14 protein-coding genes are annotated in these 18,902 nt (G+C 56.8%); 8 read left to right on the top strand and 6 right to left on the bottom strand.

Annotated elements, in window-relative coordinates; all coding sequences use genetic code 11:
• The first annotated feature begins 6 nt into the window (after window positions 1-6).
• Both K3175_RS05775 and K3175_RS05770 read left to right on the top strand, forming a co-directional pair.
• Entirely contained in the window at window positions 7-987 is a 981-nt protein-coding gene (locus K3175_RS05775; RefSeq protein WP_221542452.1) for an aldo/keto reductase, read from the top strand.
• Window positions 984-2,138 carry an alpha/beta hydrolase gene (locus tag K3175_RS05770; RefSeq protein ID WP_221542451.1) on the top strand — a complete coding sequence of 385 codons (1,155 nt, stop codon included), beginning with the start codon at window positions 984-986 and terminating at the stop codon, window positions 2,136-2,138. The genes K3175_RS05775 and K3175_RS05770 overlap by 4 nt, the downstream gene beginning before the upstream one ends.
• A 12-nt stretch (window positions 2,139-2,150) precedes the next feature.
• On the opposite strand, the gene K3175_RS05765 is transcribed toward K3175_RS05770, so the two are convergent.
• Genes K3175_RS05765 through K3175_RS05755 form a run of 3 tightly spaced genes read right to left on the bottom strand, consistent with a single transcriptional unit; the run spans window position 2,151 to window position 5,334 of the window.
• Complete coding sequence (locus tag K3175_RS05765; RefSeq protein WP_221542450.1) at window positions 2,151-2,927, bottom strand: SDR family NAD(P)-dependent oxidoreductase; 777 nt, start codon at window positions 2,925-2,927, stop codon at window positions 2,151-2,153.
• Window positions 2,924-4,156, bottom strand: a complete 1,233-nt coding sequence (locus tag K3175_RS05760; protein WP_221542449.1) for a GDSL-type esterase/lipase family protein — start codon at window positions 4,154-4,156, stop codon at window positions 2,924-2,926. Before K3175_RS05760 ends, K3175_RS05765 begins: the two co-directional genes overlap by 4 nt.
• Entirely contained in the window at window positions 4,153-5,334 is a 1,182-nt protein-coding gene (locus K3175_RS05755) for an MFS transporter (RefSeq protein ID WP_221542448.1), read from the bottom strand. Before K3175_RS05755 ends, K3175_RS05760 begins: the two co-directional genes overlap by 4 nt.
• A 136-nt stretch (window positions 5,335-5,470) precedes the next feature.
• Here K3175_RS05755 and K3175_RS05750 point away from each other — a divergent pair, with 136 nt between their 5' ends.
• From K3175_RS05750 to K3175_RS14340, 6 genes are all read left to right on the top strand, one after another.
• A complete protein-coding gene (locus tag K3175_RS05750) occupies window positions 5,471-6,289 on the top strand; it encodes a LysR family transcriptional regulator (RefSeq protein ID WP_221542447.1) in 819 nt (272 codons plus the stop codon).
• A gap of 1,082 nt (window positions 6,290-7,371) precedes the next feature.
• Window positions 7,372-7,554 carry a hypothetical protein gene (locus tag K3175_RS05745; RefSeq protein WP_221542446.1) on the top strand — a complete coding sequence of 61 codons (183 nt, stop codon included), beginning with the start codon at window positions 7,372-7,374 and terminating at the stop codon, window positions 7,552-7,554.
• A 128-nt stretch (window positions 7,555-7,682) separates the two neighbouring features.
• Window positions 7,683-9,134: a hypothetical protein gene (locus K3175_RS05740; RefSeq protein ID WP_221542445.1), complete on the top strand. Its 1,452-nt coding sequence runs from the start codon at window positions 7,683-7,685 to the stop codon at window positions 9,132-9,134.
• Between the two features lie 226 nt (window positions 9,135-9,360).
• On the top strand, window positions 9,361-10,584 hold the full coding sequence (locus K3175_RS05735; protein ID WP_221542444.1) for an HlyD family secretion protein: 1,224 nt from the start codon (window positions 9,361-9,363) through the stop codon (window positions 10,582-10,584).
• A 1-nt stretch (window position 10,585) separates the two neighbouring features.
• On the top strand, window positions 10,586-12,718 hold the full coding sequence (locus tag K3175_RS05730; protein ID WP_221542443.1) for a peptidase domain-containing ABC transporter: 2,133 nt from the start codon (window positions 10,586-10,588) through the stop codon (window positions 12,716-12,718).
• 79 nt (window positions 12,719-12,797) lie between these two features.
• A complete protein-coding gene (locus tag K3175_RS14340) occupies window positions 12,798-15,215 on the top strand; it encodes a S9 family peptidase (protein WP_221542442.1) in 2,418 nt (805 codons plus the stop codon).
• Between the two features lie 934 nt (window positions 15,216-16,149).
• Here the strand turns inward: K3175_RS14340 and K3175_RS05720 are convergent.
• From K3175_RS05720 to K3175_RS14330, 3 genes are all read right to left on the bottom strand, one after another.
• Window positions 16,150-17,031, bottom strand: coding sequence for a hypothetical protein (locus K3175_RS05720; protein ID WP_221542441.1), 882 nt, complete (start codon window positions 17,029-17,031; stop codon window positions 16,150-16,152).
• Between the two features lie 59 nt (window positions 17,032-17,090).
• A complete protein-coding gene (locus K3175_RS14335; protein WP_345719347.1) occupies window positions 17,091-17,588 on the bottom strand; it encodes a site-2 protease family protein in 498 nt (165 codons plus the stop codon).
• A gap of 379 nt (window positions 17,589-17,967) precedes the next feature.
• Complete coding sequence (locus tag K3175_RS14330) at window positions 17,968-18,876, bottom strand: hypothetical protein (protein WP_345719325.1); 909 nt, start codon at window positions 18,874-18,876, stop codon at window positions 17,968-17,970.
• Window positions 18,877-18,902 lie beyond the last annotated feature (26 nt).

Raw genomic sequence — 18,902 nt, 5'->3', positions numbered from 1 at the left:
TTCATCATGATCCCCCCGCTTCCCCTCGGCACTGACGGCCCGCAGCTCCCCCAGCTTGGCCTGGGCTGCATGGGCATGTCCGAATTCTACGGCGAGACCGACGACGCGCAGTCGCTGGCGGTGCTCGACCGCGCCTACGAGTTGGGCGTCCGCATCTTCGATACCGCCGACATGTACGGCAATGGCCATAATGAAGAGCTGCTCGCGCGCTTCTTCAAGCAGGGGCGCGCAGAGGCCTTCGTCGCGACCAAGTTCGGCATCCGCAAGCAGCCGGGCGAATATGCGCGGACGATCGACATCAGCCCGGACTACATCCGGCAGGCCTGCGATGCGTCGCTGAGGCGCCTCGGAATCGACCGGATCGACCTCTATTACATCCACCGCGCCGAAGCCGGTCGCGACATCGAGGAGACGATGGGTGTGCTCGCCGATCTGGTCGCAGCAGGCAAGATCGCGCGCATCGGCCTGAGCGAGGTTTCCGCCCAGACCCTGCGGCGCGCCCACGCGGTCCATCCGGTGGCCGCTGTGCAGAGCGAATATTCGCTCACCACCCGCGACATGGAGGCTGGGGTCCTGCCCACCTGCCGCGAGCTGGGGGTGGCCTTCGTCGCCTATAGTCCGCTCGGCCGGGGACTGCTCTCCGGCGCGATCGACCGCGAAACGCTCGCCGAAAACGATTTCCGCCGGCAGGCGCCGCGCTTCGGCGAGGACGCGCTGGAGGCCAACAGGGCCCGCCTCGCAACCCTCTCGGCCATTGCCGACCGGCGCGAGGCGACCCCGGCGCAGGTTGCGCTGGCATGGGTGCTGGCCAAGGGCGTGTTCGCGATTCCCGGCACCAAGCGGCTGGCCTATCTCGAACAGAACATCGCCGCAGCCAGCCTCACCCTGTCCGCCGACGATATCGACCGGCTCGATAGCGCCTATGCCCCGGGCACCTTCGTCGGTGAACGCTACACCGCCGAAGGGATGAAGGGGGTGAACGCATGAGTGTGTTCGCAGACCTTCCCGACCAGTCGGCAAAGATCGGCGCGCTGGCGATGCGGCGGGTCACCGGCGGCGCGATGGACGGCATCCTGTCCGCCACCGCCGCCCGCTCCCGGCGCCTGGCGGACAACTTGGTCACCCATGCGTTCGGGTCGGTCATCGCCGATGCCGCGCTGGGCGTGGCCGAGCGCGAGCTGGAGACGATCGCCATGCTCGGCGCGCTGGGCGGGTGCGAGGCGCAGCTGCGCACGCATATCGGCTTCGCCCTCGATTGCGGCCTGTCGCCCGGCGAGATCATGGCCAGCGCGGAGCATGTTTCGGTCTATGCTGGCTATCCGCGCGCACTCACGATGGCACGGATCGTCGAAGAGGTTGCCGCCGAACGCGGGGAAATACTGCTCACCGCGCGCCCCTTCGCGCTGCGCGATCACACGACCGCGCTGTTCGACAGCGGCGGTGAGAAACCGCCGATGGTCCTGCTGCATGCGCTGGGGCTGGACTGGCGCATGTGGTCGCGCGTCATTCCCCATCTCACCGCGCGCTACCGCGTCATCGCGATCGACCTGCGCGGCTTCGGCGCAGCGGCAGGCGCACCGCATGTCGCCGATCTGGCGCATTACGCGGCAGACGTCGCGGACCTGCTCGAACGGCTGGGTATCGGTCGGGCGCATGTCACCGGCCTGTCGCTGGGCGGATCGATCGCGCTCGAACTGGGCTTGCAGCGGCCCGATCTGGCCGGCGGCCTGACCGTGATCGCGGCGACGGCATGGTCGTTTCCCGCCTTCGAAGAGCGCGCGCAGGCGGCAGAGAACGACGGGCTGGAAGCGCAGATCATCCCGAGCCTGACGCGCTGGTTCCGGCCCGGCGATCTCGCCCGCAACGACTGGCCGACCCGCTATGCACGAAACTGCGTGCGCGCGGCCTCGCCAGAGGAATGGGCGGCGGCCTGGCGGGTGCTGGCGACGCTTGCGCTGGAAGAGAGGCTCGACGCGCTCGAACCGCCCGTGTCGATCATCGCGGGCGAGGTCGACCGATCGACCCCGCCCGAACTGATGCGACGGCTTGGCGCCGATATCACCGTCATTCCCGACGCCCCGCACATGGTCGCGCTGACGCATCCCGCAGAACTGGCGCAGGCCATCCTCGCCGGCTGAGCTCGTGCGCCGCTAGATGCTGTCCACCACGCCGCCATCGACGCGCAGCGACGCGCCGGTGGTGGCGCTGGACAGCGGCGACGCGACATAGGCGATCATACTGGCCACCTCCTCCACGCTTGCCGCACGCTGGATGATCGAGGTCGGGCGGTTCTCCATCACGAAGTCGGCGGCGACCTCCTCCAGCGGCTTGTCGCTCTGCGCGGCTTTATCGGCGAGCATCTCTTCCAGCCCTTCGGACAGCGTCGGGCCGGGCAGGACCGAGTTGACCGTCACCCCGGTCCCCGCCAGCCGTTTCGCAAGGCCGCGCGCGAAGGCGACGTCGGCAGTCTTGCTCACGCCGTAATGGATCATCTCGGCCGGGATGTTGAACGCGCTTTCGGAGCCCAGCATCACGATCCGGCCCCAGCCCTTGTCGACCATCGCCGGGGCATAGGCGCGCGACAGGCGCACCGCGCTCATCACATTGACCTGCCAGTGGCGATCCCATGTCTCGTCGTCGGTATCGAAGAAGTCGGCCGGCTCGAAGATCCCGGCATTGTTGACGAGGATGTCGACCGGGCCGGTGGCGGCGTGGATCGCCTTGCACCCTTGTGCCGTGCCGACATCGCCGGCCACGGGCTGCGCGCCCGCCGCTATTCGCCCGGCCGCCTCGGTGGTGCGGCCTTCATCGCGCCCGTTGACGAATACGCGCGCGCCGCATTCGGCCAGCGCCTTGGCGGCTGCGAAGCCGATCCCGGCGGTGGAACCGGTCACGAGGGCCGAACGGCCCGAAAGGTCGAGTTTCAATGTCTGTCTCCTGACTGGATGAGTGTCACCAACGCATCGGCGATCGCACGGTTGCCCTGCGCGCCCGGATGCAGCCGGTCGCCGCTGTCGTAGGCGGGGAGAAGCCGGACCGGATCGGCCGGGTGGGCGAGCAGGCGATCGAGATCGAACAGCGTGGCCGATCCCTGATGGGCGCGCAGCCAGTCGTTGAACGCGCGGCGCAGCGCGTCCTTTTCGGGCGTCCAGTAATTGCCCTCCATCGGTGTGCCGGGCAGCGCATCGCCGAAGGGCGCGATGGTGGAGAGGATCATCCGGGTGCCGTGAAGCTCCGCCTGCGCGATCAAGCTGCGCACCCCGTCCTGCAACGCCTCGAGCGTGACCATAGGCTCGTCGGGTCGGAAGGGCGTGCCGGGCCAGGCGATGTCGTTGGTCCCGATCAGGACCACCACCGTGTCCGCCCTCGGCAGCGCGAAGACCTCGCTCGCGATGCGTTCCAGCGCCGGCTCCCCCATGCCCGGCGAGAGCAGGCGATTGCCCGAGATCCCGGCGTTCACCACCACGATGTTCTGCGGGGCAAGATCCTGCGCCAGATAGTCCGGCCAGCGGGCCATCGCATCCACCTGCGCGCCGTTGCCATCGGTAATCGAATCGCCCAGCGCCACCACGACTTCGCGCGCGTCAACATCGCCATAGACGGCCGACAGGGCGAGCCGGGCGGTCATCGTGCCCTCTGCCCCATCGGCGGTCACGAAGCGGCTCGTCTCGCGCGCGTCCCAGTGGAAGTCGCCGCCGTTTTCTCCGGCAAAGCGAATCCGCACGGCGATCCTGCGGCAGCCATTCATGGCAACCGGGTCGCTGAGCGCGGTCGCGCCGGCCGGTGCGCTTACGCGCGCCGACTGCGCGAAGGTGAGCGGTGCGATGGTTTTCCCCTCGCCTGCATCGAGGCAGCGCACCGTCCCGTCCGCCAGCTCGAGCGGACTTGCCCCGTAGCGGTTGGAGAACTCGATCCGGACACGGTCGCTCGGCAGCGCGAGCGTGAGCGGCTGGTCGACCGCCACCCCCTCGATCTGCGCAGGAAGCCCCGTTTCGAAGAAGGAATTCTCGTCGTCCCACACACGCTGCGGGCTGGCCGTCCACAGCGGAACCCATTGATCGGCACGCGGGTCAGCGGTCTGGGCATGACATACTTGGGGGATCATCGCGGTAAGGGCGAGAGGAAGTGTCGCGGCAAGCGGCCTGCGAGCTGTCATGGCGTGGTCTCCGGTTCGATGGTGAGGAAAGCGATGGCCGCAGCCAGTCCCGGCGGGACTGCGGCGACGAAGAAGAGGGCGGGCAGGCCCCATCCGGCGCTCAGCACGAGGCCGCCGATCCATGCGCCGATGGCGTTGCCCAGATTGAAGGCGGAGATGTTGAAGGTGGAGGCGAGCGCCTCGTCCGCGCCGCGCGCCTGCCGGATCGTCCACGCCTGCAGCGGAGCGACGGTGCCGAACGCCACCGCGCCGAACATCGCGATCGCCAGCGCCGCTCCGGGCATGGAGCCGAAGGCCCAGCGCGATAGGATCAGCGTCGCCGCCAGCGCCAGCAGCGTGCCGAGGACCGCGCGGCGCAGGTTCCGGTCGGCCAGCCATCCGCCAGCCAGATTGCCGCTAACCAGCCCAACGCCGAACAGCAGCAGCAGCAGCGCCACTGCACTGTCCGCAAACCCGCTCATACGGGTCAGCACCGGCGCGATATAGGTGAACAACAGAAAGACGCCGGCAAAGCCCAGCACCGTCATCGCAAAGCCCAGCAGCGGTCTCCTTCTCAGCATGGCCGCTAGTTCGGTGCGAGCCTTGCGCGGCGCGCGTTCGACCGGCAGCCGCGGCACCCACAGCGCGATCGCTGAGAGGGCGAAAATCCCGAGCACGCAGATGACCAGAAAGGTCGCACGCCAGCCCCAGGCCTGTCCGATCCATGTGCCGAACGGCACGCCGAGCACGTTAGCCAGCGTCAGCCCGGTGAACATCAGCGCAATGGCCGAGCCTTTTCGCTCCGGCGGGACCAGCTGCTGCGCCACTATCGCGCCGACGCCGAAGAAGGTGCCATGCGCGAACCCGGTTACGATCCGCGCCAGCATCAGGGCCGTATATGTCGGGGCGAGCGCACAGGCGAGATTGCCGATCATGAAGACACCCATCAGCATCAGCAGCACCATCTTGCGCGACGCTCTGGCGGTCAGCAGCGTCAGCACCGGGCCGCCGAAGACGACCCCCAGGGCGTAACCCGCCACCAGCAGGCCTGCGCTCGCGATCCCGACGTCGAGGCTTCGCGCGACCTGCGGCAGCAGGCCCATGATGACGAATTCGGTCAGCCCGATCCCGAACGATCCCGCCGCCAGCGCGATCAGGCCACGCCGGTTGGCAGGGGAGGGGTGGGCATGGTCGGTCATCGCGGTCGATGGGAGGGAAGGGTGTGTGCAATCGGTCATCGGCGGTCCCGGCGTGTGGAGGAACCGTTGGATAGTCCGCACGGGCTTATGATATTAGGCTATGGTTTCGACCAGCTGCTGTGAATTGAATTCATCGATGATCGCACCCAACAATCGCCTTGCTGAGCTCGAACTGGTGATCGCCGTGATCGATAGCGGCAGCTTTTCCGAAGCCGCCCGCAGCACTGGCCGCACTGCATCCGCCGTCAGTAAAGCGATTGCACGCCTTGAAAAACGGCTCGGCGTCATGCTTTTCCATCGCAGCACCCGCCATGTAACGCCAACCGAGGCGGGCGAGGCCTTCGCCGGGCGCGGGCGGACGATCGTGGCCGAATTATCCGCCCTGGAACGCGATATGGCAAAGGATCGGCCCGAGGGACTGGTCCGGATTGCGACCAGCGCGGTTTATGCGAGCTATATTCTCGCGCCCTTCTTGGATCGGTTCCATGCAGAACATCCAGCGATAAGCATCGAACTTTGCCTGTCCGACCGTGTTTCGCCGCTGGCCGAAGCAGGTATGGATCTTGCGATCAGGGCCGGTTCACTACCCGATTCCAGTCTATTCACCCGATCGCTGGGTGAGGTGGAGCTGGTGAACGCGGGCAGCGACGCCAGTCTGCCCTTTTTCGGTCTCTCCTACGCCCGTGCCGACACGAAGTGGCACAGGGACCCGCCTCCCTTTCTCGCAGATGATGGCGCGACGATTATCGCGGCGGTCCGGGCAGGGTCGGCCCAAGGGTTTGTCCCGCGTTTCTCCATAGACGATATGCTAAATAGCGGCCATCTCTCCGTGCTAGACCCGGCGCTAACCTTCACCGAACCATTTCACATCGTCTATACCGGCCGGGCAGCAAACCTTCCCAGACGTGTCGAGATCGTTATCGATTTCCTTGCCCGTCACGGAAGAGTTGGGTGATATCTCGCGCCCGCAATTGGGCCGCTTGCGGACTGTCCGTTTCTGGCAGTGAAAGTGCGGATAGCTGACTCTGCTATCTTGCTACTCTGTCCCAATCCGACCCAAATTTGGCTACGTATTCCCGCAGTCGACCAAAATCATCGTGAAGCTCATGCCGGGCGATTTCGATTTTACTCACGAAACTGAATGCGTCTTCCAGTATCGGCTTAAGTTCTGCAATTTTCTGAACAATCAAAGCCTGCCTGGACTGGATCTCGGCCGTGTTGGCAGTCTTCACCAATTCAGCGCTGAATGATCGCATCTTAACGTCTTCGTTGCGGGTTTTATTAGCGTGAACTTCTTTGACTCATTATTCCAAACCGCCAACTTGGCCGTAGTATCGCTCCACCACGGAGGTGGCGAAGGAAAGCAGGCCGGTCCCGCTCAAGAGCCCATACTTGGACAGCCTGGAATTATCATTCTCGTATCCCATTGATACGACAATTCGTAATGAAAGCATCGCTATGCGATATCCTACGTCGACGCCGAGAAACGGGAGTGGGAAGCAGGTCCCGTGTTTACCGCACACATTCGCTCCTCTGCCGGGCGTAATTCTACTGTAGAAAGAACGAGGGACAAAAAATTGCGAGATTAGAGTTATTTTCGAGAAGATGTTGGATAGATGATTGCGAATTTCTCGGCCCACTCACTCAAAAATTTATTTGGAATTCTGCTTAGCTCAGTGGTTTGAGCTCAGAACATTTTGGAGATCATGCTCGCTCTGCTTCGGGTGACCGACGCCAAGCAAAGCTGACGGTGCGCAAAGAATTTCCTAGCTCTGCTTTATCAACTGTGCTGCGCTTCAGGCTAAAATTGATCAAGGGAATTATTTCTCGCTGATGGAAACCCTCGTTGGATATAATGCGGGCTTACTCTTTCCCAACTACCGAGCGATCAACCCATTAGGTCAAATATTAAAATTTTCCTCAATCCTAGTGTAATTTACCTAGTTTACTTTGACTTAAGAATCATTAGCACTGATGTGCCCATATAGATTTCAATTACTGAAATGCTATGGGTTCTGTAACTAAAGGAACTTGAGGATGAATAAAGCTTCTCAGCATAAATTTAATAGCGTGTTTTCGCGCTCACCCCGCGTCTTGAAAGGCGAGGAGCTGGTGCAAGTCGGAGGTGGATACAAGAACCTCGGCGGTGTGGATAATCAATCTCGCGAGTGGAACAGTATGAGTTCAAACGTAATCGCAGCCGATCAAATGGCGAGCTGAATATTTTGGGGTCGAAGCTTGATTTGCTTCGGCCTCATTTTAGTTATTGACGAAGGCTTTTTCTTCCTATCTTGCCACTTGGGTCTGGTTGGGTGGGGCAAGTCTTATTTATACGAAATCAAATATTTATGCTCGATCTCTGTATTGGACTAAACGAAATCTCCAGAAACGTGGAGGGGTGCAAAAACATTATCGGGTTTTACGAACGCTCCCTTAATGCTTTCGAGTCTCCCCATTTGCACGTTGAAAACTCTGGCTCTGATGAGGGGGATTTTTATTGGATTGGTGAAGGCCGAGATCCTTTTGCAGCGACACAGGGAGCGACGGCGAGGATGGACGCTTATCGCTCATTCGTCGATTATGAAGGGATTGCCATCTGTGTTCGCCGCGACCCTGGAGGGGCGGAGGTTATCGCAGCACGCACCTATACCGGAACCTCGCCTATCTATGTTGCAATCCAAGAGGACCGGCTGGTTATAACGTGGCGCTATGAGCAAGCTGTTGCAGCCCTTATAGATCCACGACCGAATTTAACGGCTTGCAAGATTTTCATCGATCATGGCGCAACGCGGATTCGGGACCAAGTCATCGAATCTACGTTTAACTTCTGGCCCGGCGAGGAAGTTCACTTTAATTCGAGCGGTCTTACTTTCAAATCAGCGCCTGAGCGAGATATCTTGGGGTCTACGCCAGTCCTGCACAACGCTAATATATCTAAGGCGTTCACCGATTTGTTATCCCAACAGTTAAGCCGTTTCAGGACCAAATCGAAAAAGTCTTTGGTCGAAGTCAGTGGCGGTTTGGACTCTAGCCTTTTGGCAATCGTCGCCGCTACCTCACTTCCGGAAGTTTACTCCTACGGATTATTGCAGGTCGGGATCGCTGGAGATCAACAGGCGCTACGGCGCCGTGAGCTCATCGAACTGGTAGGCCTTAAAGACTCTGAGGCTAATGCCAACGCCTTTCCGCCCTTCGCAGGACTTCGAATGGATGAATCTTCCATTTCGGCGTTCGATGACAATCATCGCCCAGCATGTGTCAAAGCCATTGATGCACTCGGTAACGCGCAATTCGATCTCCTAATCGCTGGGATCGGTGGCGATGAATTGATGATGGAGAATACTTACACCAGTCAGGAATGGGAAGTGCCTGGGACCGTTTGCACCTCGTCCGTTGTCGCAGGGTGCGCACGTGCGGACATGTTCATGCGTCGCGGAATTTGGGCAATTAATCCGCTCTGTTCGCCAACTGTCATCGACTTCTGTCGCGCCCTGCCACGAGAATTTAGGCACGACAGGTTTCTTATGCGGACGAGCCTTATCAAACTTGGATTGAGCGACGCCTTTGTATTTCCACGGCTTCCGGAGCACTATGGGGCGTTAATGCGACACGAGATGGCCTTCGTGGATGTCGAGGAATTGCTCGGTGATGGACCCGTCTCTGACTTTGAGATGATGAATCTCAGTTCGTTGTTCGACGAATGCCGGTCGGCTTATCATTTGGGCTTTTCTTATCCTCTTATTGGGAGAATTTGGAATGCCGCCAAGCTTAATGCGGTCCTTAGGCGATATCTAGCGTGAGAACTTAGCCTGCCATGCGTATCAAGTCGAAAAGACCGGCTGAGGAACATAGTCATCAGAATCCGATCCGGCACCCCAAAGATGTCAAGTCCGCTCTGCCCGGCAAATCTCCTTCCAATGGTTCAGCATCCGACCATAGGCAAAAACAGGAACCGGCGCTGAAGCAAGATCTGCTGCGAGCCCTAGCGGCGCCGCGCTATAAGTCATCCCGCATCGGAAGAATCACATGAGCTTCTTCCGCGAAGAGTTACAACGCCGCCGGGCCGACAGGCTTCACGGCAGCGTCATCGTTGATGGGCGCGTCGGCTGGCTGATGATTGTCGTTACAATTATTCTCGCGCTGGCTGCGGTGATCGTCATTCTCGGGGTCGCCACTTATTCCGAGTCCGGTTCTGCAGTCGGCATCCTGCGACAAGGGGGCGGCGTCGTATCGGTCGTCGCCCCTCGCGATGGGACACTCACTGAGGTCCTCGTTGGCAGTGGGGATTTGGTGTCGAAGGGACGAGAATTGGCAGTAGTCACCAATAACGATTTCGATGCCTCCGGGGCGGACTTGGGAAAAGCTGCGGAAGGGCTCTTAGCAGAAGAAGCGGCGGTTATTCTCATGCGGCGCCAAGCAGTAACCGGTCTGTATCGAGCGCGGATCGACGCGATGCACGCTCAAATAGCGGAGGTTGAAGCCGAAAGATTATCGCACACGCAGCGTGCCGAAACAGTCGCTCGCCTCTTAGCTACGGCGCGAGAGGACTTCACTAACGCTCAAAAGATTGCTGAGCGCGGTTTCGTCAGTCAGCAGGATCTCCTTCGTCGAGAAGAGAGGCTTTTGCAAAGGAAAGAGGAGGCAGCGACTATCGAAGGGGAAGAAGCTGCTGCTTCGGCTCGGATTGCGCAATTCGAGGCCGAACTAAGAGCTCTCGAGATGGAGCTACTTAGTCAGAAAAGCGATCTGCTCGCACGGCAAGCCGAACTTGGTCGAGCTAAAATAGATAACGACTTGGCACGTGGATATGTGCTTAAGGCACCCAACTCGGGTCGCGTAAGCAACCTAGATCTAAAGGTTGGTGACCATGTTCGCGCCAACGAGACCCTAATGATTCTCGGTGCTTCAGAAAATGCGCTTTCAGCAGAATTGAAACTCGACGAGCGCCTCGCCAGTCTCACAGATGTGGGCCAGGCATGCCACATTGAATTCGTGGCGTTCCCAGCCCAAAAATATGGGTTATTGAAAGGCACTATTACTTATTTATCGGCAGTGCCCGATTCTGAAAGCGATACACCAATGCGCCCAACTTATGTGGCGCACGTGAGCTTTAATCACACCGAACGTCCGCCCGGATTAGTCGGCGTCGAGCTGATGGAGGGTATGGGGGTCACCGGGCACATTGCGATAGAGCCTCCCTCCTTTTTAGACCGCCTTCTGAACCCTCGCGGTTGGTTTCAGAGTTCTTAGATTGTTCGAGTCACATATTCGCCTGGAAACGCAGACAGAAATTGCAGAGTGCGGATTAGCTGCACTTGCAATGGTCGCGCGCTTTCACGGATTGGATGTCGATTTGGGTTCTCTGCGGCGTCGTTTCACGGCACCGACGCGGGGGGCTTCGCTCTCTTCAATCATGAATTGTGCCGAACAATTAAATTTTATTGTGCGGCCCCTTCGGATTGAGCTTGAGGACCTAGGAGCTCTCCAGCTTCCTGCCATCCTTCACTGGAACATGAACCATTTCGTCGTGTTAGAGCGGGTCAAAGGCTCGAAAGCTTGGATTCTCGATCCAGCAGGCTCCTCGGGATGGCTTAAGATCGAAGAAGTGTCTCGCCGCTTCACAGGCGTGGCGCTTGAACTCGCTCCCTCGGTTGATTTTCAAGGTGGCGAATATCGACATCGGCCGAAACTGAAACAGCTCTGGAGTTCTTCCGCAGGTCTATCAAAATCTTTGGGGCAGGTCTTACTTTTATCGTTGGTAGCCCAAGCTTTGCTGCTGATCCTACCGTTCTTTTCGCAAATTGCCATAGATCGAGCGGTGGCCGAACACAGTCACCAAACGCTGACCGCTTTGGCGGTTGGATTCGGGTTGATCGCGGCCGTTCATGCGCTTGTATACTGGCTGCGGGCCACTGTTCTGCTTTCTAGCGGAGCGAATCTCTCATATGGGCTTTCAAGTAACTTAGCACGCAGACTTTTTCGACTTCCAATAGCTTGGTTCAACAATCGCCACGTCGGCGACGTACTTGCTAGGTTTCAATCGCTCAAGCCTATCAAAAGCGCTTTAACCGAAGACACGGTGATGGCAGCGCTCGATGGCACGTTCGCATTAATCACCTTGATCGTGATGTTCTTTTATTCGCCATATCTTGCGATGATTCCCGCCACAGGTTTCATCATTTACTTCGCGATTAAGGGACTCTTGTTCGATCGAGATCAAGCCGCGCAACAATTATCAATCATCGCATCGAGTAAAGAACAGTCTTTTCTGATCGAAACGCTAAAAGGAATACGCTCTATAAGGTTGTCCAACAAAGGCCGGAATAGAGAACTCAGATGGCGGACGAGACTCGTAGATTCAATCAACGCAGAAACTAACGCCAAACGAATTTCAAACGTCCAGATGGTTGGCAAAACACTTATCACTAATTTGGAGAACGTCGTTTTCCTGTGGGTTTCATTCTCTCTCGTAATCTCCGGCTCGCTTTCCCTAGGGGCGGCCTTTGCGCTATATGCGTATAAGGTTCACTTCTCGTCTTCCTCGGTGTCCTTGATTGAGAAAGTTTGGCAGTTCCGCCTACTCGGCATGCATCTCGACCGTATTGCGGATATTGCGTTGAGCCCGGAGGACGTTAGGTTCAACGAAAGTCCAAGAGCGGCTAGAGAAATTCGTGGGGGGCTCGAACTACGCGATATATGGTATCGCTATTCGAACTTCGATAAACATGTCGTCAAATCCGCTTCGATGAGAGTTGAGCCGGGCGAGTCAGTCGCCATTACCGGTCGTTCCGGCGAGGGCAAATCGACCTTGGCTCAGATATTGCTAGGCCTTCTTGACCCAGAGGAGGGGGAACTTCTCGTCGATGACCTCCCGCTCTCCATATTCGGTTACGAAGCCTATCATTCCGGCGTCGCGGCGGTTTTGCAGGATGATTGCCTCTTCGCAGGATCGATCTTTGATAATATTTCTCTGTTCGATGCAGCTGCTGAAGAAAGCGAGGTAGTCCGCTCGGCTCAAATCGCAGATATTGACGCAGACATCCGCAGTATGCCCATGGGTTATGATACTCTTGTCGGTGATATGGGCGCTGCACTCTCAGGGGGGCAGAAGCAGCGCATTCTCTTGGCAAGGGCGCTCTATCAAAAGCCCCGGATCCTTATTCTTGACGAAAGCACGTCTCATCTCGACGTCGCAAGCGAGCGCCGAGTTGGACGCGCTGTTGCCGACCTAGGCATTACGAGAATCATTATTGCCCATCGCGAGGAGACCATCAGAACGGCCGACCGGGTATTTGAGATGAAAGGCGGGAGTTTAACCGAAATATCAGCTACACAAAAAGAGCCATCAGTTTACGACAAGGCTGCCAGATGCAACGAATGGTGAGCTTTCGGAACAGTGTCTTTTCTGACCAAGGAGAAGTATTGTGCGCCATTCACGCGTCGCCTTTCTCGCCCTTTTTATCGTGACAATAGCTTCTCCCATATCATCCCTAATAGCCTCGCCAGTTACTATTGACGATGTATTTGAGACCACCTCGATAGATACTGCCGCGATCTCCCCTGACGGAAATGACGTGGCTGTGGTCGTTCAAAGGCCCGTATCTGCCAATGAGATATTTGGTCGGACCTCTTATGAGGTCGATCCATCGCGCAGCGATATTTGGATTATATCCCGCTCTACTGGGGAAAAGCGTAATCTCACCCGTGGAGAGGAAGCAGCCGCAGGGTTTTGGTGTCCAAAGTGGAGTCCCGATGGGAAACACCTAGCCATGCTTTCGACGATGCCCACCGGAGGTGAGCCCAGAGGTGGTAATTCGGTGCGGCTTTACCTTTATTCAACGGAAAGCGGAAAGCTGCGAAGGCTCTCAGAACACCCAATGTTGGTTCAGACACGCTTTGGGGCCTCTTTAAATGCAGTGAACCTCACGAAGTCTAACAGCCATGGTGACGCTTCCAATGAATGCCGTAAATTCGAGGAAAACGCACCGTTTGTTTGGCTGGATGATGCTCGGATCATGGCACTACAGATGCCCGATGACCGTAATTCAGCTCTTTTCACGCAATACGGTCTGAGTGCGGAACACGCCCAAGTAGTGAAACAAACCCTTAGAGAGGGTGTCGAGCCGACTTCAGTCGTTTCCGATACCCGGGCGACCAATCAGAATACAGATGCGCTGAAAGAGCACGCTGTCGTTCTTAGAATCATAGACACTCGCCGGGGGACAGAGAAAGCCTTAGCGCGAATTCCGAATTTTCCTTTCTCCGGAAATTTAGACGCAAGCATTTCACCAGACGGAAGCCTACTGGCCATCCTAACACCGATTGGAGTCATACCTCCGCATTTGCTAGGCCACGATGCACTGAACGTTCCAGATGCCATCGTAGAAAAGAGTTTTGCTTTGGTCGGACTCAGAACGGAAACCAAAGTCGAATGGCTTAAACTGCCCTCTGCAGCTCGGTATCCAATCGATTTGCTTGAGTGGTCTCCGGGAGGCAACACGATCGCTTTCCGGGCCCGCCCGGACCCTGCTTCTACTCGAGTTGGCTTTTTTAAGCTTAGTATAGATGACCTCACCGTCGACGCAATTGCGGCTGGTGTTACCTCTGGAGCAGGTGAAGTAGGGTTCTTCCGGAGGCCACTGCTTCGATGGGGGAAAGCCGGTGCCGTTTTTGTACGTGGGTCTGCCGCAGACCAGCCCGAGTCCGAGGCTCAGTGGTGGCAGGACTACGACGGAGAGGCTAGCCGATCAGACTTTGTTTTCGAAGAAAAGAATGCGAATGTTCCGCAGCGAGGCGAGATACTCGACAATAATTTGGATCATTACGTCTGGCAGGAGAAAACTCGTACCGGACTTTATCTTCGCAGCTCTGGGTCGACACCAGAAAATAATCAGACCCTACTTGTATTGAATAAGCACCTTGCAAACGTTAGTTGGGGCGAAAGCCGTATCTTCGAATATCATGGAGAGGCCGGACAGTCGTTGAAGGGCCTTATGATACTTCCACCCGGTTATGAAGCTGGCAAGCGGTATCCGCTCCTTGTGTGGGTGTATCCAGGAACGATCATACGCTCGGCAGAAGGCTACTGGAACGACCCATATCTTCCGGGGATTTACAATTTACAGCTCTTCGCTGCCAAGGGATATGCGATCCTTGTCCCATCAATGCCGCTGGCTCGTGAAGGAGGACCGTTCCCGCAAATGACTATCGGCGTCCTCCCAGCGATCGATGCCTTAGTGGCACTGGGCATCGCCGATGATCACCGCGTTGGTGTCTTCGGCCAAAGCTTTGGCGGTTTTGCGGTTGACGCACTCTTGGCTCAAACCGATCGGTTCAAAGCCGGTGTTTCAATCAGTGGCGTGACCGACTGGACGGCTCTTCATGCGGGGTTCGACAGCGCTTGGTCGGGGTGGGGCGACCTTGCCAAAGATAAGTCTGCGAATGCCATCCTGGTAGAAAGAGCCATTCGATTCGGAACGCCCCCTTTTGAAGATCCCGAGCTGTATTTTCAGAATTCACCCATCAGCCATGTCAAGGAGATCGATACGCCGCTGCTGTTAGCACACGGCTCTATGGATATCCGGGCAGGAGTTCAGCAGGCACAACAATTCTTTACTGAAATGTATCGTCAAGGAAAGACCGCACGCCTTGTGACCTATGAGGGCGAAGGCCATTCCATTTCGAACTCGCCTGCCAATGTTCGAAATCTTTTCGATGAGATTATCTCATGGTTCGATACATATTTGAACTCGTTCGCTGATGCGCGGAGTTTCAGAAACGACATCTCGTTAGCCGCCAGTCGATCGCGCAGCGCCCGGGCGCGCAGAGTGAATTCGACACAGGTGACCACGGGCAATTCACGCGCAACGACCGCTAGATAAGCTGGGTGACGGGGTAGAATGACTGATGGACGAAGCATCCGGTTGTGCCAGAATATCTTCTTGGACGTCTCGGTCCGCTCAATATTTCGCCCCGCAGCTCTCACCAGAAGCCCTCGCCTAGGAGTCCGCCCCCAAGAGGCACGCGCTTGCTTGATCTGTAGCAAAGCGAGACAACATCGACTTATCTCAAGAGACAAGGGGCCATGCGAATTATGATTTTGCTCTAATTCTTCGTTGTTGCTGTGCCCGCTGTGGCGCAAGGCTTTATCGGGACGGCCCACACCAGTGATGGCGATACGCTCGCGATCGGAGAGGCAAGGATTCGCTTGTGGGGAATCGACGCGTCGGAGCTGAATCATCGTTGCACCCTTGACGGGCAGCACTGGGAGCGCGGAGTCAACTGGAGAGTTTGACTGAGCAGACTGTCTAATTTGCAGGAACTAAAGTTGACTATCATGGGCGGCTTCTCGCGATCTAAAACGCCAGCGGCCGCGATCTGAATGCTACCATTGTCGAAAATGGATGGGCATTGGCGCATCGCCGCTACAGCAACGACTATATCGCTCAGCAATTTAAGGCTCGGTCAGCCAAAAGGTCTATGGCGCGCAGAGTTCGACCTGCCGGAACACCACCGCAAAATCAGGATTGGGGTGCCGTTCCTAAATACGAATTTCTGCCTCGACATCATCTCGTAGGGATGGGCCACGAAGCGAAGGAGGCATCATAGCCGGCGAGGTGATTGAATTTATCATCTTCCCGTAATCTAATATGATAAGCAGACCCATTCATAAGAGATTTGCTGCTCCGATGCGGACATGAGGGCCCCAAGCTATAGTAGATCGAAGGTTTGAAATTGGGGTCGCCCGGTAAATCCATTAGGCTATCGACCCCGTTGCCCCGCTTCAAGAGTCACAGGAGCACAAAGTTAACAAGTTCAGCCAGTACCTTCGGACGGGGAGCAAGCCAGCGATACCACGCCTCCGGCATTATCATATTGGAAGTAGGCGCAGCGTTTGATAGCGTCACGTCCGACAAGCAATCGCAATTCGATGTCGGAAGGGTCGCGTCTGGCCGTCACGATGATAGTTTGCGGATCAGCATTTTCCAGTGCTGCCTCTCCGCGCCGTTCAACCTCGACAAGGACACTATCGAATCTGATGCCGGCAAAATCAAATGGGCGGTTCAAATCAAGTTGCAGTACCGGTCTCGAAACGCCATAACGGATGAGGCGATCCTCACTGATGCCCGAAAACCGGCCGCCATGGGTTTTCAATAAGAGGGTACCAAGATCGGCAGACACGAATGTGTCTATTGCATGCAAGTCAAAAGCCACCTGCACCTCTTTGCCTGCCAGGTCGATTATCCCGAAGCCGCCCGATACCCCGTAAGTGCCTGGACCGCGCAAAGGCAGGGTAGCCACTTCATCCTGGGCATCAAATGGACGGAGCGAGAATCTCACTCTGGCATACGGCATGATGACCGGCGAGATCAGGCCGTCAGCCTCTTCGGAAACCTGTGTTTTTGGAAACCAGTGGACGCGCGCCGGGCCAGAATAATTTTCGCTTGAAATAGCAACAGCAGAAGACCTTGAAGTCAAGGTAATCGGTCCGATCCGGTAGCCTCCGGCTATTCCCGAAGGCTGCAGTTTGAGGTCGCGAACCTTGCTACTGTTGAGCATACGAACAGACCCGAACCCTGGATCAACCTCGAGTTCCACTGGCTCCCCGTTGATCTGCAGTTCTGCTAGCGGTGCACGGAATTGGGCAACATCGACTGTAATCTCGCCAGAATCCCAATTCCGCACCGCTTCGTGCACGCTAGCACAGCCGGTTAGGCCAAACAGCGCAATGCACGGAAGCAGAAAGCGACTTTTCGTCACATCAGTGGGCCTGAACCAAAGTATAAGATGCATAGTGCGATACCTATAATTAAAACCCTCAAGGATTTCAGCACTGTATATGTTAGGCGTGCTGAACTGCTGTTGTCCCGTAGGTCGTAACCGGCAATGTTTTTCAACATCCAGAAACCGTCGTTTCCGCGCGAGGGTATAACCGAAAGTGCGATTGCGAGCGTGTTAGAGATTGTCAAAACCATGACCAAGTGGCCCGTGGCAGGGGCGAAAATTAGCAAAACAAGCAGCGGCACGAATACAACGCCATGGAAAATTGGTCCCGCTGCGGAAATCCAAAATCGCTCTTTGGGACTGACCAGAGCGGAACTGGTAACATCAGTCGCCATTGACGGCAGGATCCCGATCATTCCCAGTCGTATTCCTCCGACGGTACCAGTACGCAAGAGGCATGCAGCCGCATGGCCCAGTTCGTGAAAAAACAGCGAGACATAGAAGCCACCAACCGCTGCGAAGGCCGCCATGCCACTCAGCCGCGTGAGTGGTTGATGAGAACTCAATTCAGACAGAAAGATTGCAACAGCGCAAATAAGACCAATGATGATCAGCAAAACGAGAACTGACGGGCGAGCGAAGCCAGTCAAATAGCGTGCGAAAAAGACCACTTTGCCAGATGACAAGTATGCTCTCACAGTAACGGCTTCACTTGCGATATTGGCTGGAACAAGCAAGCCCTTCGCTATCATTGCGCGTCGTAGTTCATCCGTTAAGACTAGGGTTTCAACGGATGAACGATACTTCGCTAGAAAAGCAATGTCAGCGGCTCCTAAATTTGCGATCAGGAACCGCCGATAACCTCTCGCAAATACCGCAAAATCCGTGCCTAGGGCAACGTCGTCAAAATTACAGCGATAGTGCGACATCAACTTCACGATGGAGATTTTTTTTGAAAAGCTGATTGATCTGTCGTAGCGTTGGGCGCGACTTGGTGACACCCGATCCTTGTAAAGAAGCGTTTTTTTGTAAAATCCAGATTTTTTCACTTTCATTGTGCATCACGCACAAATCATGATGAACTTCGAAAAAGACAGCGGCTCCCGACGCTTTGGGAGGAATCAAGAACCTATGCATTCGGTCGAGGCGCTCGTAGAATTGCGGAGCTTCGCGTAAGTAACGCCCCAGGCGCTGCAACCCGGATCGAATCGAGGTGGAAGGTACGAGTGAGGGAATGAACTTCCCGTCGATCGATCTGTTGTCGATCCAGCGGGCATCTGGATCGATAAGATCTACTAGCCGCAGCAATGACGCGTTGTAGAGGAACAAGCCAGCTTCTGTTTGCACCTCTCCATCAGGTCCACGTCCGCTCTTTGTCCATGGAACGTCTATAAGAAGAACCACGGGAATTTGTCCGGAAATGGCAGCTCTAGCCTCTCGGATCATGCTCGGCCCGCTCTTGATGAAGTCGATGGTTAGGCCATGCTGGTTCGCCAGAGCTTGCAGAACTTCGACTTGCTCATCGGGCTGCTCCCCGATCACGGCTAACACTGTTTTGGATGCACTTGCTTCGGCAAGGGTGAGATAGAGTCCTGGGTAAAAACCGTAGTGACAGGAAATAAATAGTCCGCCACCAGACAGCGACGAGATGAAATCCTCATCGTATTGGAACATATTCACCAATCCGGAAATCCTGGCCGGAGACATCGACTTCTGAAATTGTGACCAGCGTTTAGCCAGTTCGCCTGCCCGGTGCTCTGCAAAGCCCAAGCCCAGCAAATTTAGGGCCGCTCGCGCCTCTTGGTACTTATAGATCATGAAAATTTAAGTGAAGGTTTGGCGTC

The sequence above is a fragment of the Qipengyuania aestuarii genome (assembly GCF_019711535.1).
Classification (GTDB): domain Bacteria; phylum Pseudomonadota; class Alphaproteobacteria; order Sphingomonadales; family Sphingomonadaceae; genus Qipengyuania; species Qipengyuania aestuarii.
Note: the sequence above shows the minus strand (reverse complement) of the source record. Positions and strands in the feature narration are given on the sequence as shown.